Genomic DNA, 17,683 nt, shown 5'->3' on the forward strand with positions numbered 1-17,683 from the left:
CTAGAATCCAGAACGCGAGAAGAGATAGAGGAAATCGAGTCTGGAAAAGGCTCCTCATCACTGTACACAAAGCGAACGGCCATCCTCAACAATTTGTACGGCGTCGATATCGACGAAGGTGCTGTTGAGATTTGTAAGCTCAGGCTCTGGTTGTCGATGGTCGCTGATATCGAGGATGAACCGAGCGAGGTGGAGCCGCTCCCCAATATCGATTTCAACGTACGGCAGGGGAACAGCCTAATCGGTCAACTCGATACGGACATCGAGAGTAACGAAGACGGAGACAGCGATCTCGATTCTTGGGAAGTGAAAACGCGTTTTGAGGACGTGAAAGAGGCCATTAAGAAGCACAAGAAAGCGGAGACCAGTGTTGAAGCTCAAGAATGGCGGAAAGAAGCAGAAGATAGAATTGAGGAACACCGGGACAAATTTGACGAAATCCTACGGCGAGAATTCCAAGACGCTGGCTTTGACGACATAACGATCGAGGGAATTCGGGAGTGGTCCCCATTCCACTGGCCGTTGGAGTTCGCCGATGTCTTCGAGAAAGGTGGATTCGACGTGTTCATCGGGAATCCACCGTGGGACATGCTCTACGCGAATCGCGACGACTTCTTCATCCGCTACGATGAGCAGTTCCGTACCTATCCGTCGGAGGAAAAGGACGGTGTGATGGAAGACCTCCTCTCAAACCCAGAAGTTGCGTGGGAATGGGAGGACTACAAGGAGTCGATGGAAACTCAGGCAGACTTCTTCACGCAGGGAGATGTCTATAAGCTCCAATCTCCGGTGGTGGGGGGTCGAACGATGCCGACAAAGAACGAACTTTCAGCTCTTTTTCTTGAGCGGGTCTTCAGACTCTCCAGAGACGGCGTGAAGGTGAGTCTGCTCCTCCCCGGTACTATCTTCGGGGGAGTAATGGGGAAAGACCTCCGAATGCATCTGCTGGACCATACGGACGTGGAGAATCTCATCGGGTTCGAGAACAAGGGAATCTTTGAGGCCATCGACGATAGATATCGGTTCGCGATTCTGACGTTCGAATATGGGGGGAAGACATCAGCTCTTCGGGGGATATTCAACCAACGTGACATGGATATAGTCTACAGGATCGAAGATGAGGCAGTCAACATTCCGCGCGACGTACTCGTCAGTTATTCTCCAGAAGGGGGAATCTTCCCATCCATCACCTCGCAGATCGAAGTAAGCGTCTTGGAGAAGGTAGTTGAGCAGCCTTCCTTGGGTGAAGATTTAAAGGAGGCTTGGACAGTTGATATGCTCACTAAGGAGTTCGTTGAATCGACTGATAAGGATAGGCTCCTGACATCGCCAGAGGAGGCCGACTATCCCGTCTATGGTGGCAAAAATATCCATCAGTTTCAGTACGATAATACCCACACAGATGCGTTAGATGGACCGCAGTACTGGAGTCAGGGGATGTACGATCCATCGAATAGTGCCCAGTACCGTGTTCGAGAGAAAAAATTCAACCGGGGGAACCTCAAGCGAGCAATCTACGACGCCTTTGGAGGTTCAGAGACGAGCAAGTCTCAGGTTCAATTCGTAGATGAACTGCTCGAAGAACACCGTGGTCACGGACTTGAGGAAGAAGATGTCCTGCTCGATTGCACTGAATACCGAATCGGCATTCGAGACGTTTCTCGATCCCGGGACGAGCGGACCATAATAGCGACGGTACTTCCGAAGGACGTCATCTGTCTCCACACCATTAACACATTCAAGCCGTTCGCTATTGAGCCGGAAGAGGAACACCTCACAGAGTCCCCACTTCGGTCACCCTACGTCCGGCGATTTACGGATCAAGAACTCTTCGTGGCAACGGGACTCCTGAACAGCATTGCGTTCGATTTCCTGATGCGGACCAAAGTCGAGACGCACATCGTCAAGCGCGAGCTACTGGAATCCCAGCTACCACGCCTCACCGACGGAGATGACTGGTTCCAATATATCGCTGAACGAGCTGCCCGGTTGAACTGTTACGGGGAAGAATTCAAAGAAATGCGTGAGCGACTCGGCGGAATCGAGGCAGCAGTAGAAGGTCAAGAACGTAGAAAATTACAGTCTGAAATCGACGCGGCCGCATTCCACGCGTATGGCCTGGAACGTCGTGACGTGAAGTTTGTCCTCGACGACTTCCATCGCGTTGAAAATCCGAAGCTGATGGACGAGATGTACTTCGACCTGGTTTTGGAGAAATATGATTTACTGGATCAGAAGGGGCCCCTACCGTAGCTCCCGAATCACTGTCCGACAACCCCCCAGCATACGAGCTTCGCTTGTACATCACTTTCTCCCATCAGTTTCGTCTGGTATTCAGTAGAGGCTTCGACGTTCTCTTCCAAGAACTCCTCAAGCTGACTGAGGAACTTCCCGGTCGGCCACTCTGGGAAAGAGTCGTACTGCTCGTTCTGGCGAAAGATTTCCCGTAGAATTCGGTCTTCATCCGTGTTCGCCAGCTTTACCTCCTGAAGCCGCTCTTCGATGTCGGTAGCCCATTCCCCTATCGTTTCGAACTCTTCGACAGAGGCCGGCTCATCGCCGTAATTCGGCTGAACGTAGCGACTGATGAAATCGAGGATTGTCTCCTGTTCCTTCGAGAAGGCCTCTCCCTGTTTGAAGGCTCCCTCAACCTGGCCTTCTCGAATCACCTCCAGACGCTCGTCAAGCACTGCTTGAATCTCCTCACGGTTCGACAACACCGTATCTGGATTTCCGGTGATCGGTTCGCCGTTAACTGAAGGGTCAATGTTGAGCGTGCTCACGGGCCGCTCTTTGACCTCGTCGGCGAAGGGCTTGTAGTAGAAAGCACGACGGACGCGACCAAGCGGGGATTCGTGGTCATCATCGTCAAACCAGAGGTGGGCAAGGGCGAACACGCCCGGACGGGGACCGGCATCGTGGTCAGTTACATTCGTGTAGAGGAATTCCCGTTCTTCGGGCGGGTCATCGAAGAAGTCCTCAGCGTACTCGAAGTCTTCCGCAGTCAGGTCGTAATCCTCGTTCAGTTCTCGCTTCAGAAGGTACCGCTCGAACGCAGCGTGTTCATTACTCCCAGCGTTGCGGAGGAGCGGATTCTTGCTCGTGTCGTCGAGTTCATTCACGTCGTCAATTTCACGGGACTTCTGGAGAGAGTCCTCAATCTCGTCCACCTGTAATTCCCCGATTGTCTTCTCCGTGTCTACACCTGTCTTTTCGAGAATCTGGTCTTCGTTCGGATCGAGGATATTGTTCTCCTTTCCGACGATGAGCGCGATATCGTTGATCTTTGCCTGCAGGCGTTTCAGGAGCTTAATCGCCGCCTCGATGTCGCCGTCCGGGTAGAAGTTGTGGACGTGTTTCTCGGCGGTACTCCCGATCCGGTCGACTCGCCCGACACGCTGGACAATCCGCATCGGGTTCCACGGCAGGTCGTAATTGACCACAACATGAACATCCTGAAGATTAACCCCTTCACTCAGCGTGTCAGTGGCCACTACGTACTGTAGCTCTGAGTCCCCCGACTCGGCGAGCGTTTGCTGGTAGCCTGACGCCTCGGGAGCAAAGCGTTGAATGATGTCCTGTTTATTCTCGTCGCCACCCTTGACGACGGCACTGTTCGCCTCTGTGAGTGGGGAATCCTCGTTGTCACAAAGGGTTCTATAGACGTAGTCTGCAGTTGCCCGATACTGCGTGAAGATGAGCACCTTCTGATCGTGATTAGTGAGGACATCTGCAAGTCGGTCGATCTTCGGGTCGCGGAACTCGCGGAGCGAAAAGACGGCCTCGTAAAAGTCGCGTGTGGCAGGGTCAACTTCACTCAGGTCACTATTCGGGTAGAGAATCGGATTCATCTCTTCTTCAGGAATATCTGGGAGGACACCAGCGTCGTGGTCAGCGAGCCATTGCCGCGTGGAAACCGCATGATCGCTCACATCACCCGCATCACGGGCGACATCACCGATGAACTGCGAGAGGAAATACGAGAGAAGGGTGAGGTCCTCCCTGATGTACGTCTTCACCTCACCGATGGTGGCGTCTGCCAGTTCATCTCCCTCGGTATCAGCTCCTTCTTCCGATTGAATAGCGGTGGTATCGAAACCAAATTCTTCGAGTGTTTGTTCGAGATCTTCAGCAGCGTCGGCTCCTTCGACAAAGTCACCGAGTTCAGAGTCATCTCCCTCCCGAATAGTTCGGAGCATATCGATATCTTCGTCCTCAGGGAGTTCACCAAGAAGGCCGAGAAGCTGGCGTTCGCTCTGATGCAGCGTCTCGATCGACTGGACGAACGCGTACGTTGAGGACTCGAGCCGTTTGAGGAGGTTCAGCTTGTAGAGGGCTTTCAGCGTGCTCCCTGCTTTCGGGTTTTTGACTGTGATGTGGGGAAGGTGGAGGGCGTCCATCACGTCGGGAAGCATCCGATATATTGGCTGGTAGGCCGCCGGCAGGGAGTACTGTTGCTTGTTGAGTTTCGGCGGCTTGAAGCTCATCTCGAAGTCTTCGCTGTCCTGAATCTGATCTTTGACGTGCTTGCGCGTCCGGAGAACCATCACTTCGTTCAGGATATTCGAAATCTCAGAGGAGTGTCGCTGTAGCTGCTCGGTGATTTCTTTCTGTTCGTCGTCGCCGACCTCCTCTTTCCCGGCTGCGATGCGTTTTCGCGTCTCCGAGAGTTCGATATATTCGTCGAACGCATCAAAGTCGAGTGACGCCTTGTTCCGAAGTTCCTCCGGGCTGGTGAACAAGCTGATGAGGTTCTTTAGGTCGGTAGCGCTGTTATTGATCGGGGTCGCGGTCAGCATAATCATCGTCTTTCCGCGGAGTTGCCTGAGATTCGCGTGTCGTCGCGTCCCCTTGTAGTCATCATCGTGGTCCGGATTCGGTCGCCACTTCCCGTAATTCCGGAACCGATGAGCCTCGTCGATAAGCAGGACGTCGAACTCGTCTTTGAGGTCCTGCACCTCGTCGTAGGAGAGATTCTGGAACTTGCTGATACTCATCACGTCAAGGTGCGTGCCGTCTACCTCTAACCCGAAGTACGGATTGCCGTCTTCGTCAGTGTCGTTCTGGAGTAGGTCTTCCCACTGATCAGTCAGGTTGGCCGGGACAATGAGGAGACAGTGGTCACCACGTTGGCGGTAGTCGTGGAGGAGTTCACCCCCAATAAATGATTTCCCCAGGCCGACCGAGTCGGAGACGATGCACCCGTTGAACTGGGACAGCTTCTCCTTTGCACTCTCGTACCCGAGCTTCTGGAAGTAGTACAGAGGGCTGTCACGGATGTTGACGTTCCCACTCAGTTCGTCGTAGGCGAGCAGCTTGTAGAGCTCGAACGGTTCGAGATACGTGCCCAGCTCCTCAGAGGACGTCTTCTGGTCGGACTCGTCCTCCTGCTGTTCCTTCCAGTCCTGGTACTCCTTGCTGTTCTCGATGATTCGGATGATCTCCTCACTGAACTCCTCGGCGTTGGCCCACTGGTTGTCGTACCACTCCTCGAACGCTTCGGCCTTGTGTCGATCCTGACTTGTGAGGTTCAGCTCGATGTTGTTCTGGTGGCCGCTCTTGGTGAAGTTCGAGGAGCCTACAACTGTAGCGCATGGTCGGGTGTCTTCATCCTCATCTTGTCCCCAATCTTCGTCGTCTTCGAGTGGTGCTCGAAATGAGGCACCCTTTGCGTGGAAGTAACCGTTTTCAGGATTTCGCACACGGACGCTCACCTCGCCTTCGGCGATAAAGTCTCGTAGCCGGTCTAGTCGCCCGATCTGAGCGTTATTCAGCTCCGAGATGCTTTCTCTCACCTCTCTTTTGAGCTCCTCTTTGAGATTCTGCCCCTCACCGATTTCGTCAGCAGTTCCCCTATTCGTCTGACGACCCATCAAAATCCGAAGCGGAGCGTGGCCGAGCTCATCGGGGTCAGCCAGGTTTTCAATGTCTTCCCGGTAGAGGTCAAATCCTGAGAGATAAAAGTAGCCAGTTGCGATACGGCCTTCCTCGATCTGGGGAATAATCCGCTTGTAAGCGTCTTCTAGTGTTCTGTTGGCGTTATCGACAAGCGGAGGAAGTGAGAGCATCGTAATGCCGAGATGTATTCAGTACGCGAACTTAGTGTTTAGTGACCTCCCTACAGAGGTGGCACCAGACTATAGTCAATCAAACTGGCCGAAGATCCCGCCAGCGGACGTCAACGGTGTCATCATTAGCGATTTCAACCCGAAAAAGATAGCCCTCTCGTTGATCATCAGTCACAGCTCCCGCATCGTCTGAGATGATCTCAACGACTGTTCCTCGATGTCCATGGAGGCGCTCGTGATCTGGATCTGTTTCGTCCGGGATATCGATTCGGACCGTGTCTCCAATATCGAATCGTTTCATAGTAGGTGTCATCAGCTCCGCATCCAGAATAGCCCAATCGAACCAGCCATAACGGTTGCACCGATTATTAGCCCGACTGTGGTCGGAGACGGCAGGGAATAGCCTGCACTCGTGAGCAAAGGAGTTAGAATGAACCCGCCAGCGTATCCTCCGACAGTAAGATATCCAGCGGCAAGGAGACGGACAAACCACTGTTCGACAATCGTATGCGAGCGGTGATCTGGGTCGTCATCAGGTCGGGGCTCGACGATTTCCGGATCGGGCTTTTCCCGCTTTAGGTATCGCCATTCATCAAGATATATTCGGACAGGAAGAGCAGACTCGATTTGGTTGAGAATAGCATATCGGGCCTTGTTCAGCCGGCGATACGACTGTAAACTCTGATACCAAAAGTAACAGATCAGACTTCCAAATCCAGAGGCGAATAGAACGATTGCAGCACTCGTAGTCGTCAAATTTCCTCGGGCGAGAGCGAAGAGACCGGCTAGTATCGACGTCAAAATCAAGCCGAAAAATCGGTTCATTTGAACCCGCTGATTCGCAGTCTCGATTGCCACCTCTCCATAGTGGATGTATTGATCCATCAAGCGGTCCGTCTCTTCGTCGTTCAGATTCGTTAACGGCCCATTCTCTACGGCATCGGGCTCGGCCGATTCGGCCGGGTCTCCCCCAGTAACCTCTTCGGGGTGTTCCGGCTCTGTTTCAGGCGTGTCTTTGTCCTCGGTATTTTCGCCAAGATTTGCATTATTCGGCTCGCTCTTGCCAGAGGTCTCGTCAGTTGATTCAGACATATTCCGCTAAGGTGTCGGCGAATGATGCTTTGCGCCATTCTAAGAATAGGGGACCGTAGAAACAGTTCAGATCCAAACGCTGTTCGGTCGCCATTACGCTTTCTGCGTAGTGCCTGTACTGATTGATGAGCGTCTTATCACGCTCTGGCCGTCTGGGTGAAGATCGTGTACTGCCATCCCTCTGTCTTGGGCCATACTCGACCGAGGGTAAATCATGCATGCTTCGCGATGGCGTTCACGATAGACTTCTGCCGCCAACCGACAATCTCATCGGCATCCTCCTTTACCACAGCTGGAAGTCGCTCGTTCCCGTTCGGTCGCACACCGATAATAGGTTTCTCGAAATGGTCTGCCATCTCAATCTCCTCCTCGATCCACTCGCTGTGCGAGACGTACATCCCAGCGACGACGACGACCACATTTGCCTGCCCAACCTGCTGATAAAGCTGCTGACGAAGATCATTCTTATCTTCAAACTCCATCGGATCGTCCTCTGGGACACTGAAGTTCTGCCAGTCCAGCCGATTTTCATCATCGAGGAACTCCTCAATACGTTCACGCTGTTCGGAGTACTTCCACGAGTGACTCACAAACACCCGATACGGCCGATCTTCCAGAGGGAGACGCGGCTGCGTCGACGTGCCGGTCTCATCTGTTGTTGAACCAGATGAAACTAGGCCACCAAGTCCTTGAGCGCCCTTGTATGTGAAATAGCCTGCCACAGCAGCAGCGATAATGAGTTCAGGGGCGTCGTGCCAAAGGTAACGAAGTGGATCGTCGTGTGGATCATGATCAACTTGTCCACCTTTCCAGTCGGCATATCCGGCGAGGAGGTCTTTTCCTAGATCGACGACATCGGTGTTTTGTTGGTTTGAGGTTGGAACGGATGTCGTATCGGAGCCTCCAGTAGTATCCTCGAACAGGCCAGCAAACGGATCGTCTTCCCCGTTTGATTTGATAAGGGCATTCACGTCAAGGCTTCCGGTGGGGCTTTGCACCTCGACGGTCGGCACGTTGGTGACAGGGTCGTTTTCGTTGGGTGTCACAGGCGATACATCGCAATTTGGATATTTAAACCCAAGGGGATATTTGCTATTCAGCAAGTTTCGTGTTTCCGTGAACTTCCGAAAAGCCACCACGACAGATTCCTTCCGAATCACCACAAAGAGACCCGGTATTCAACCGATGGCCAATTAGTGAGATTTGCTTTCCGGAAACAACCCGGTCACGTATTTATGGTCTGACGCAGAACCAGTCACTTACTAACACAATGATCCGCGATGCTCGCGTTCTACGCGCCGGGTTCGTCCCTCGAGAAGTAGAGCATCGCGACGCCGAAGTCAATCACCTCTCTAGCGTCCTCGAGCCCATCACGAACGGAGAACCAGCCGACACCGCTATTGTCACCGGACCCAGCGGCGCTGGCAAGACGTGCATCTCGCAATTCGTCACCGAACGCCTACGTGAGGAGGTGCTCGACGTCGAGACGACCTACGTCAACTGCTGGCGCAACTACACCCGGTTCCGCACGCTCTACCAGATCCTCGACGACCTCGGCGCGACCATCGACATCCACCGGCAGTCGACACCGCACGACGAACTCGTCGATCGGCTTCAGCAGCACGACGGCCCGCGAACCGTCGTCATCCTCGACGAGGTCGACCAGCTCGAAGACCCCAGCGTCATCTACGACCTCCACAGCCTCCCGCAGTTCGCGATCATCTGCATCGCGAACAAGGAAGAGGAGCTGTTCAGCCGCGTCGACGACCGCCTCGTGAGCCGGCTGCGCTCCAGCGAGCACGTCCGGATGGACAAGTACCACGACGAGCAGCTGTACGATATCCTGAGTGCGCGGGCGAAGTGGGGCCTCGACGAGGACGTCATCACCGACGACCAGCTCTACCGGATCGCCGACGCGGCCGCCGGCGACGCCCGCCTCGCAATCGGCATCCTTCGAACGGCCGCCGGCAAAGCCGATCGCGAGAACCACGAGCGGATCACCGACGACATTCTCTTGGACGCCGCCGAAGACGCTCGGGCCCAGATTAAGCAGAAGAGCATCGATTCACTCACGCCACACCAGCGCGTCGTCTACGACATCGTTCGTGAGCACGGCCCTCTCGGCCCGAGCGAGATTCACGACCACTATACGGACGAGGTAGACGATCCCCGAACGAAACGGACCATCCGGTCCTATCTCTCGAAGATGGCTCAGTACAACCTCCTTGAGGCCGAGGGCACGAGTCGGGATCGAGAATACGCAATCATTGAGTCACCGTCTGCTGCAACAACCACTTAAAACATCCCAGAATATCGATACACTATGACCACACTTCCCACACTGTTCGAGACCTTCCTGTCAGACATCCGCCCGCAGGACGAACACAATGATGCCTACAAGGAGGGTCACGAAACCCTCCGCGATCACTTGCAGACTGACGACGACATCGACGAGTTCTACGTTGCAGACTTTCTACAGGGGAGCTACCGCCGGTGGACGGCACTCAGACCGCAGGAAGACGAGAAATCCGACGTTGACGTCGTCTTTGTCTCTGATCTCAGCAGTGACCTTGATACCGACGTAGCGCTGGAAAAATGCGAACCGTTCCTGAAGGAACACTATGAGGGGCAGTGGGAACCGAATGCCCACTCCTACAAGATCGAGGAAGAGAAGGTGGAAATCGATCTCGTCTTGACAGCGGCACCCAGCGAGGCAACACGTGAAGCCGTCAAATCACTGGGTTCACTGGACGTGGGAACAGCCCTGACTCCGGACGACCTTTCGACGGTGGCAGAGGCCCTCAATATCTCGGCAGATGGCGACGACGAGTGGAAGGACGAACCGCTCAAGATCCCACATCGAGATGAGAACGAGTGGGAGAATACCCATCCCCTCGCGACTATCGCCTTCACTGTAAATAAGAACGATATCACGGATGGCCACTACGTGAACGTCGTCAAGGCCATCAAATGGTGGCGGCGAACGAAGACACCTGACGTCGAAGGACCGACAAGCTATCCCCTCGAGCACATCGTTGGCCAGTGCTGTCCTGATGATATCAACAGCGTCGCCGAGGGCGTGACAAGGACGCTCGAAGAACTTACACGGAAGTTCAAGACCGAAGCAATGGCTGAGGAAACTCCTACCCTGCCTGCTCACGGTCTCCCGAGAACCTCCGAGAATGACGTCCTAAAACAAATCGACGGGAAAGATTTCGCGGCGTTCTACGATGAGGCAGAGGATGCCGCAGAGCTCGCGCGGACAGCACTGGATGAGGAGGACAAAGAAACATCGAGGGATTACTGGTACCAGCTCTTCGGCGAGAAATTCCCTCCATTCGGAAGTGACGACGATTCTGACGATGGAGGGGAGAAAGCCATGTCAGTAGGCTCGTCCTCACAGGTAGAGGATCCATCGGACCACCAGTTCGCCGAGTCGGACAGCTAACGTAATAAATGCCACCCCAAGAAATTACAGAAGCCGTCGCAGCCATTGCCGAACGGGATGGGGTCACCGTCCTCAAAGACCCATATCGAGACGATAGCAACGGACGGTGGATTGTCAAGATCAGGCTTTCTCCAGACGACTTAGAACCCCATCCGGACGTCCCACGCGAGACAGACTGGTATCTCCATCTACGGGATACGTACCCCGCCGGTTCAATTGGGATCTACCCTGCGGATCAAGAAGAGAACACCATTACCGCCACATTTCCCCACCAGAAGCTGAACGTTGCTGGGAGCGACGATACTCCGTGGCGAAGAGGCGATATCTGTGTTGCTCGGTATGGGCACACCCTCAGTCAAACGGGAGCCACCGGCGAACCCAGCACAAGCCGTGATCGACTCTGTTGGCATATGGACCGAGCATTGCGGTGGTTAAGTAATGCTGCGAAAGGGGAACTCCGGGAACCAGACGAACCGTTTGAAATCCCGGCCTTCGATACGAACTCGGCTTCGGCCACGACCATCGCATTCAACGAGACGCAGGAGTCGTTCTCAGATTGGATGACGGCGTATGGACAGTGGGGGACAGTCAATCTCCGCTCGTTGCCAACTGCTGAAGAGACATACGCGACTGGTACGTTCAAAGATAGCGACGATGAAGTCGTCTATCAGCCACAATGGGGCGGATATATCGATTCGAATCCTGATGACTCTGTTTCCGGAGCGTGGGCATTGTTAGAAGAGGTGCCGATTGAACCCCCGTGGGAGGCCCCGGAGACGTGGGAACAGTTAGACGTATTTTTCGAGGGTACCGAGACCGACCCGTACGAACTACGGGCGAATATCAAGCCCGTCTTGGACGATGAGCCGGTCAAGATCCTTCTAATTGGATTCCCCATCCCAGCAACGGTTGACGGCGACCCCGAGATCATCTATTGGCAACCAATCGAAATAAAAGAGTTCAAAGATCCGAATGACCTCTCCGGCGGATTTCGAGATACTGGAAAGGGGCCTGAGATAGCCGAACGGCGGGAAGCCGGAGAGGAACAGATTCGGTGGATGGACTCGGACAACTGGTCGCATGAGCAGCTCACCAGACGCGGGCATATGACAGAGTGGTTTCTGGATCGCAACATCGTGCTCATCGGAGGGGGAGCGCTCGGCAGTATGGTTGCCGAGAACCTCGTTCGAGCCGGCTGTCAGCAGCTTACCATCATCGACAACGACACGTATGAGATCGGCAACGTGGCTCGCCACACACTAACAATCGATGAGGTGGGACGAAACAAGGCGACAGCAATCGCGGACCGGCTCGAATCCATTGCACCGTACGCCCAGATCTTTGATGTGGATAGCGCCTTTCCACCGAGCGGTGAGTTGCCGGAGCCAATTAGAAAAGCGGAGGTAGTAATTGACTGTACCGCATCACAGGGAGTTCGTCGCGCTCTGGATGCGATTAGATGGAATCACCCGGTCGTGTTTTGCTCCGCTGCGATGGGTCGGCGAGCGAACCGGTTGTTCTGCTTCACAGCTTACTCACATACCTTTCCGTACCGCGATTACAACGAAGCGTTCGATCCATGGCGGTTGCAAGAACAGATCGAATGGGACGAAGACGAGGATGCCATCCCCGAACGAGTGGGCTGCTGGCACCCAGCATCAGTTATCCGAACGGACCGGGTGATGACGTGGGCTGGGACAGTGACACGGCTTCTTGATCAGGCGACGTCATTGAGTCTGCGCGAGAATCACTTCACCGTACTCGAGACCAGTAGTGACGACGAACTGCCGACCATTTCACAGGCCACACCTCCCTTCCAGGACGGAACAGTATGGCGAGCACCGGAATCGCCAATCACCGTACAGATTCCGGCCACGTGTCTTGAAGCGATGTATGAGCGCTGCCGAAAGGGACACCCCTGTGAAACGGGCGGTATTCTGGCTGGAACCGACCGTCTCGATGGACCAGCACTGGTGGTGAATGCCCGCGACCCACCGCGAGACTCCATTCAAGAACCAACTCGATTCCTCCGTGGAACCGACAAAGTCGAGGAGTGGCTCAAAGACGCCAGGGAGAGCATCGGCATCGACTATCTCGGTGAATGGCACTACCACCCCGGCGCTTCACCCGATGTCAGCCGGGACGATCGGATTGCGATGAATGACATCGCCAACGACGACGGCTACGACTGTCCCCATCCGCTCCTCTTCATCGTTGGACAGGACGAAGAAGGTCAATTCACGATCAACGCCTATCTATTCCACGATAGTAAGGAATACGAGCAGTTAGAACGGATTGACAACCCAGATGCAGCTACAACTCTCAACGTCGGTGACGATATATGACTGATCCAACTGGCCGTGTATTTCTCAGCTATAAGCACGAACAGACGGACATCGCCAATTTCCTGCAAACGGAACTGGAGCGACACGGGGTGCCGATTTGGCGGGATATCTTCGATTTGAAGCCGGAGCCACTCAGAGACGAAATCGTCGAGCAGTTGGAGAACCCGGAAACGGCCAGTGGTATTGCGCTCGTCAGTGAGGGCGTAGCCGACTCCGACATCATTCTCAACGACGAGTTGCCGGGATTCAACAAGCGCTGGGACGGGGATGACGAGTTTTTCGTGGTCGTTGTGCCATGTCCCGATATCAGCGTTGGAGAAGCGAAATCGATACTCAACAAGGCACCGATCCTCCACGACTTTTCCGCCTGGAAAATGCTCCCCCTAGAGGAGACCACGTCTGACAAAGCTACAGAGATCGTCCAGGCCGTCTTATCAGAGCGGATCGAGCGGATAGATGGGTATTTGCTGGACGGTGAGCCCCTCGAATGTTCACTTGATACCTACGAATCGCCCGCTCACGACATCGATCCAGCGATTGCTATCGACTGGTCAAGATCTTTCGAACATGGTCCGCCATCCCAAGAAGTATGGAACCAGCGTCTACTCCCGGCGTTAACTACGGTAACGGACAGTCTCATTCAAAACGCATCGGGCCGCCCCCTTCGCTTCCGTGGCCGAACGCATCTTCCCGCTGCGTTCGCGGCCGGTTACTGTCTTCCAACCACACGTCGTATCCAAGCAACGTGGATGCAACCCACCGGCCCTACCGGGATGACAGAATGGACACTCGATATCGACCAAGAGGAAAGCGGGTTAGAAGGAGATCTCCAGCGACAACCGAATCACGGATCGGAGCTTGCGGTGCTCGTCAACATCGCTGCCGATGTGCAACCAGAGATAGACCAAATGTATAACGACCTTCCGGATTTCAACGGTATTCTCAGATTGACACCGGAAGATGGGCCTGGTGTGGAATTGTCCCCGGCACAGGCAGCCCATGCTGCAGATGTTTTCCGTACCAAGGTACGAGACGCAATCAAAAAACTGCCAAAAACATCGACTATTCATCTCTTCATGGCCGGCCCTACAGGGCTCGCCTTTCTCTTCGGGCGAAACTCAAACACTCTTAGACCGATCCAGACCTACCTCTATAGCAAAGACGAGGGTCGGTACTATCCTGCTGGTCGATTACAGAATCAGTCACTTTCAGACGGCTCAGACACCGCCTCAGAAGATCAATAGCAAATCAGTGCCCATTGCCAGAAGAGCATCGACTCGATCGCGCCGCACCAGCGCGTCATCTACGAGGTGATTAAAGAACTGGTAGGTCGTGTTTTGTGGATCGAGAGAATGCACCCCCGTGATTTATTACTGCAGGAGCGATTATGTCCTACTATGAGCGCAAAGGGCCAGCTCCGGCGGTTCGAGAACAGGGCGCAGTTGCTGCGCCATATCTCTGAGGAGACCGGCACGGACATCGACACGCTTTGGGACGAGTACGAAGCCCAAGTCGAATAGAGCCCTTTGCAGTTTTTGATGCGTGGGCGACGACACTGATCTCGACGTATCGTTCGCAATAGACGCAGAGACAGTCTCTCTGAGCCCAATCGGGGAATATCAGGTTCTCGATCTGGAAGGGCCGGTCGTCATCGTTGGAGATGCGTCGTACCGCGTCGTTCCGGTCGGTGAAGAATCAGACGCGTCAGAGGATGTCCGGGAACTTAGCGTCGGCGAGATACGTGCTGCACTCAGCGAGCTCGCTGACAACGATGACTTTCAGTCGATCGTAGACAATTGCCCGACGAATACGCCGCTCGTCTACGACGACATCGATTATTTGACTCGCCATCTCCCCACAACTTCGCTCCAGAAGTGCCAGAAGCTGAGTGAGAGCACCCCTTTCGAGAAGGAATTACTCCTCCAAGTTGCCTACGTAGAACGCCAAAACTCTCTCGTCGGGCACTCAGACAACGTCCTCGAGTATTATCTCGAACAGCGTACTGAAATCGCTGAAAAACTCCGGTCCGCCGACGAGATCGACAGCGACGTTGAGCGGTCATTCTTTTCGTATCTCCTCCTCGCCTCGGCACTCATCGAAGAGTTGACGACAGAAACGGTCCTCAACGAGCTCTTTCGCGAGGAAGCTCGTCTCGACAGCATCACAGAGCACGTCCGGAGTATGGGGCACGCGAAGCGATTAGAGAAACTCTGTGATATCCAAATACTGACCGGAGGTGACCACGGATCGCTTGTCGAGGTCAAAGAACGCAGAAACAACCTCGTCCACGACGCGCAGAAGCGTGCAGGCCTTGACGAACTTGAATCGCGTCGTGAAGTCGCACAAATCCTCGAACAGACTGATCGATGTGCCTCCGTGCTGCTGACGATCTCGGGAAAGAACATCGAGTCAGTCATCGCGAAGCGAGGGTGTGATCCCTATATCGAACACGCTCAATCTGAGGCAGTAGCCGACACACTCACGACCTGGGAACAGGAGAATCCAGAGCGCCTATCGAGACTTCACGACTGTGAAAGAGCAACCATCGAAGAGATTCGCTGGGATACCGAAGAGAGTGACCCTAGGAACAACATCACGGAGGGATTCACGTTTGATGGATTTGATGACGAAGAGCTGTATGAGATACTGATGGAATTCGTCGGTGATGCCTCACAGGCGTTCCTCGACCGTATTGATGCCGATGCAAACGAGAGCAATCTCGATCGCTTCGATTTCGCAGTGATGGTGCTGCTCTGTGCTAGTCACAGGTACGAGGAGATTGCCCGGTGGCTGGATACCGACGAAAAGTATGTCCAGCGGAAGGAGAACGTGATAGCCTGGAGAGCTTCGCAGTTCGAGAAGGATCTGGTTGAGGAGATCCCCCGCCCAGAGGGCCCAACATGGCCATCGGACACGGCATCAGATGATCAGGATAGGTGCTAGCCCGATAACAGACGGGTCATCGTCGAATAGTACGTGATGCTCTCTCAGCGGAAGGCACACTTGGATAAGACCGAGTGTAAGCATCTCGAAGACCGCCTCACCAGAAGGTGCCATCCGAGATCGAGAGTACTCGCTCGTCGATTCGGCAGCGGCGTCGCCGATACAGTGACCGTGATGCCGCCACCAATCAGGAACTGAACTCGCCGAGGCCCGATTGCTCGTGGTCCAGCGGCTCGATGACCTCGGGATCGTCGTTGCCGGGGTTGTTGACCCGCGTCGAGATCTCGTAGGCGTCCAGATCGTCCTTCGGGTACGGCTGGCACAGTTCCTTGCGGGTGTCCGGGTCTGCGGCGAGCCAGTCGGACTCAGCGTCCTGCGGGAGGACGACCGGCATCCGGTCGTGGATTGTGTTCATCAGGTCGTTCGGCTCCGTCGTGAGAATCGTGACGCACGAGATCGTCTCGTCGTCGCCCTCCCAGACGTCCCAGAGCCCGGCCATCGCGAACGCGGGGTCGTCCTCCCGGTAAATCCGGTAGGGCTGTTTCGACCCGCCGTTCGGCGATTTCCATTCGTAGAACCCTGACGAGGGGACGAGGCAGGGACGTGATTCCCACGCCCGCTCGAAGACGCGTTTCTCGTCGGCAGTCTCGGAGCGAGCGTTGATGATTCCCTCCTCGGGTTCGTCTGCCCAGAACGGAATCAACCCCCAGTGGTAGGCGTCGATCTCGTCGGAGGCCTCGTTCGTGACGATGTGGAGGTCGTCGCCGGGTGCAATGTTGTATCGGGGTGTATACCCACCATCCGTGACGACCTCGGCATCGAAGCGAGCCTCGAAGTCGGTCTGGTCGATGAAGAGAGAAGTGCGTCCACACATATGCGCGTGTTCGTGGGGGAATGTCTTCAACGTAGTCGCAAAGGAGCATCGCCGGCGGCGGCTCTCGTCTTAACCAACCCGACTCGGGCTCATCAGGACAGGATATTGGTTACCGCTATCGACACTAGCCGAGTCCTAGATGGCTTGTTTTTCAGTACGCATCAGAAGGCTGAAGCAATTTCTCTGAGGATTAAGGTCCAGAGTGAGTGTTTCCCAGAAGTCTTCCATCTGGCTGTTCGGGGACAACCATCGGGACTCGCGTGGCGAAGTGAAGCAACGGCTGCACTCCGTAATACCGGAGAGTGCTGAGGTCTTGGTGATGGAGCACGCTGAGAAGACTGGTGGAGAGGAGCCCTCGCAGTGGGTGGTCCTGAAGAACCCGAGTATGATCCTGATTCAACTGCTTACGGTGTGGTGGCAGAAGAGGAGGAGATCGGCGTCGGATAGGGTTACGGAAGGGAGTCAAACCTCTGTAGCGGAGGAAGTGGCGGAGGAGCTCGAGCTCGAAGTGGAGTACACGGATCTGTCCTGGCTTCAGCGCTTCGACCAGCAGCCGCTGTACTTGACGGCGGCCTCCTGCACCGCCGTACTACTGCTTTTCTTCGGCTGGATTCTACACCCCTCACTGAGCTTTCTGTCCATCCTGTTCGTCCCGACCATGGCGCTGTGGACTCACCGGGTACACATGGGAATGCGAGACCAGAAGATGGCCGAAGACCTGAGGAAGTACGGAGACCAGTACTCCGGGACCGTGTTCTTTGCAGGAGACGACCACATCGACTCGGTAGGAGCTCTTCTCGACGGCGAGTTTGAGATAGTGGAAGACGAGGATTCACGGCCCTAAACCTTGATCCTGAAGGCCTGGTTACTGGCCATTTAATTGGGCGGCACACGACGACTCCAGTAATGAGTC

At 54.8% G+C, this 17,683-nt stretch carries 13 protein-coding genes; 8 read left to right on the forward strand and 5 right to left on the reverse strand.

Translation table 11 applies throughout. The features are described from left to right. On the forward strand, nucleotides 1-2,253 hold a 2,253-nt coding region (locus ACERIT_RS15100; RefSeq protein ID WP_373675693.1), incomplete at its 5' end, for an Eco57I restriction-modification methylase domain-containing protein. An 8-nt stretch (nucleotides 2,254-2,261) separates the two neighbouring features. Here ACERIT_RS15100 and ACERIT_RS15105 read toward each other — a convergent pair. From ACERIT_RS15105 to ACERIT_RS15120, 4 genes are all read right to left on the reverse strand, one after another. Continuing rightward, nucleotides 2,262-6,068: a helicase-related protein gene (locus ACERIT_RS15105; protein ID WP_373675694.1), complete on the reverse strand. Its 3,807-nt coding sequence runs from the start codon at nucleotides 6,066-6,068 to the stop codon at nucleotides 2,262-2,264. A 79-nt stretch (nucleotides 6,069-6,147) separates the two neighbouring features. After that, nucleotides 6,148-6,369 (reverse strand): hypothetical protein, encoded by a 222-nt coding sequence (locus ACERIT_RS15110; protein WP_373675695.1) that lies wholly within the window; start codon nucleotides 6,367-6,369, stop codon nucleotides 6,148-6,150. 11 nt (nucleotides 6,370-6,380) lie between these two features. Continuing rightward, entirely contained in the window at nucleotides 6,381-7,160 is a 780-nt protein-coding gene (locus ACERIT_RS15115; RefSeq protein WP_373675696.1) for a hypothetical protein, read from the reverse strand. Nucleotides 7,161-7,372: 212 nt separating this feature from the next. Then, complete coding sequence (locus ACERIT_RS15120) at nucleotides 7,373-8,206, reverse strand: TIR domain-containing protein (RefSeq protein WP_373675697.1); 834 nt, start codon at nucleotides 8,204-8,206, stop codon at nucleotides 7,373-7,375. Nucleotides 8,207-8,430: 224 nt separating this feature from the next. On the opposite strand from ACERIT_RS15120, the gene ACERIT_RS15125 reads away from it, so the two are divergent. The 6 genes from ACERIT_RS15125 (at nucleotide 8,431) to ACERIT_RS15150 (ending at nucleotide 15,896) form a co-directional block, all read left to right on the forward strand. Continuing rightward, nucleotides 8,431-9,459, forward strand: coding sequence for a Cdc6/Cdc18 family protein (locus ACERIT_RS15125; RefSeq protein ID WP_373675698.1), 1,029 nt, complete (start codon nucleotides 8,431-8,433; stop codon nucleotides 9,457-9,459). Between the two features lie 24 nt (nucleotides 9,460-9,483). Then, nucleotides 9,484-10,608: a hypothetical protein gene (locus ACERIT_RS15130; protein ID WP_373675699.1), complete on the forward strand. Its 1,125-nt coding sequence runs from the start codon at nucleotides 9,484-9,486 to the stop codon at nucleotides 10,606-10,608. Between the two features lie 743 nt (nucleotides 10,609-11,351). Further along, nucleotides 11,352-12,953 carry a ThiF family adenylyltransferase gene (locus tag ACERIT_RS15135; RefSeq protein ID WP_373675700.1) on the forward strand — a complete coding sequence of 534 codons (1,602 nt, stop codon included), beginning with the start codon at nucleotides 11,352-11,354 and terminating at the stop codon, nucleotides 12,951-12,953. Continuing rightward, nucleotides 12,950-14,197 carry an SAVED domain-containing protein gene (locus tag ACERIT_RS15140; RefSeq protein ID WP_373675701.1) on the forward strand — a complete coding sequence of 416 codons (1,248 nt, stop codon included), beginning with the start codon at nucleotides 12,950-12,952 and terminating at the stop codon, nucleotides 14,195-14,197. Before ACERIT_RS15135 ends, ACERIT_RS15140 begins: the two co-directional genes overlap by 4 nt. A 153-nt stretch (nucleotides 14,198-14,350) precedes the next feature. After that, nucleotides 14,351-14,473 carry a hypothetical protein gene (locus ACERIT_RS15145; RefSeq protein WP_008528531.1) on the forward strand — a complete coding sequence of 41 codons (123 nt, stop codon included), beginning with the start codon at nucleotides 14,351-14,353 and terminating at the stop codon, nucleotides 14,471-14,473. Nucleotides 14,474-14,495: 22 nt separating this feature from the next. After that, nucleotides 14,496-15,896, forward strand: coding sequence for a hypothetical protein (locus tag ACERIT_RS15150; protein ID WP_373675702.1), 1,401 nt, complete (start codon nucleotides 14,496-14,498; stop codon nucleotides 15,894-15,896). 187 nt (nucleotides 15,897-16,083) lie between these two features. On the opposite strand, the gene ACERIT_RS15155 is transcribed toward ACERIT_RS15150, so the two are convergent. Further along, a complete protein-coding gene (locus ACERIT_RS15155; RefSeq protein ID WP_373675703.1) occupies nucleotides 16,084-16,770 on the reverse strand; it encodes an SOS response-associated peptidase in 687 nt (228 codons plus the stop codon). 319 nt (nucleotides 16,771-17,089) lie between these two features. On the opposite strand from ACERIT_RS15155, the gene ACERIT_RS15160 reads away from it, so the two are divergent. Beyond that, nucleotides 17,090-17,614: a hypothetical protein gene (locus ACERIT_RS15160; protein WP_373675704.1), complete on the forward strand. Its 525-nt coding sequence runs from the start codon at nucleotides 17,090-17,092 to the stop codon at nucleotides 17,612-17,614. The last annotated feature ends 69 nt before the right edge of the window (nucleotides 17,615-17,683 follow it).

Source organism: Halopenitus sp. H-Gu1, assembly GCF_041821145.1.
GTDB lineage: Archaea > Halobacteriota > Halobacteria > Halobacteriales > Haloferacaceae > Halopenitus.